Source organism: Mesorhizobium sp. M0968 (assembly GCF_040319065.1).
In the GTDB taxonomy this organism is placed as follows: Bacteria; Pseudomonadota; Alphaproteobacteria; order Rhizobiales; family Rhizobiaceae; genus Mesorhizobium.
This window is the reverse complement of sequence record NZ_JAMYNL010000084.1, coordinates 1-1,235: the sequence shown is the minus strand read 5'-3', so window position 1 is coordinate 1,235 and position 1,235 is coordinate 1. Positions and strand designations below refer to the sequence as shown.

Annotated in this window: 1 protein-coding gene; it reads left to right on the top strand. The window is 62.9% G+C overall.

Annotated features, from left to right (window positions below):
- Positions 1-981, top strand: a 981-nt coding sequence (locus NKH67_RS33975; RefSeq protein WP_353033101.1) for an IS110 family RNA-guided transposase, incomplete at its 5' end; no start/stop codon positions are given.
- Between the last annotated feature and the right edge of the window lie 254 nt (positions 982-1,235).

The following is a 1,235-nucleotide window of genomic DNA, read 5'->3' as shown; positions in this document are numbered from 1 at the left end:
TTTCAGGCGCATGGAGCCGATGCGGCGGGCGCCATTGTTTTCCGCAAGCAACTGCGACGCGACAAGGTGCTTGCGTTTCTCGCTGGGCAGCCGGCCTGCTTGGTCGCCATGGAGGCCTGTTCTGGGGCGCATCACTGGGCGCGCGAGATCGGCAAGCTCGGGCACACCGTTCGTCTGATCCCGCCATCCTATGTGAAGCCTTTCGTGAAGCGGCAGAAGAACGACGCCGCCGATGCCGAGGCGATCTGCGAGGCCGCGCAGCGGCCGACCATGCGCTTTGTCGCCGTGAAGAGTGAGGAGGAGCAGGCGAGTGCGGCCGTATTCCGGGCTCGTGATCTGCTGGTGCGGCAGCGCACCCAGACGATCAACGCCTTGCGCGGCCATCTTGCAGAATATGGACTGGTCGTTGCCCAGGGCCCTTCACATACTGCCAAGCTGATGGAAAAGGTAGAGGATCCTGAGGGCGATCTGCCAGAAGCAGCCCGCCTGGCCCTCACCGTGCTGGTCGATACGCTGAGATCGCTGGAGGAAAGGATCAAGCAGCTCGATGCCGAGATTGCACGGCGTGCCCGAGAGGATGAAGACGTGCGGCGGTTGGCAACAATCCCCGGCGTTGGTCCGATAACGGCAACGGCTCTGGTTGCACTGGCGCCTTGCGCCGCAATCTTCCGAAAGGGGCGCGACTTCGCCGCTTGGCTGGGCCTGACGCCGCTGCAACGCTCAACCGGCGGTAAACAGAAGCTCGGTGCAACATCGAAGATGGGCGAGCGTACATTGCGGCGCCTGCTTATCATCGGAGCGAGCGCTGTCGTGCGTCATGCTCGTCGGCGAGGCATTCGGGAAGGATCGTGGCTTGGGCGCATGCTCGCCCGCAAGCCGCCAATGCTTGTGGTCGTCGCTCTTGCCAACAAGATGGCCCGCATCGTCTGGGCGCTCATGGCAAGAGGTGGGACCTACAGGGCTCCGGCCGTGGCAGCATAGCAGCTCGGTCTGAGGTCGTCGCAGGTGTAGGAAGGTCACACGGAGAGGTATGGCGCGACAGTCGATGAGAGACGGATCGGAAAAACCAGTTCAGCACAGAGCGCTTCGAGCGCGCGGTAGTGATATGGATCCGATCGGCGAACTCCCATACGGGCCGGCGGCAAATGGAAGGCCGCATCAGAGGCCGGACAGATGTCAGCACCCGACTACGCGCCGCTATACTGCCTTTCGAAGATTCTTCTTGCGCTCACGGG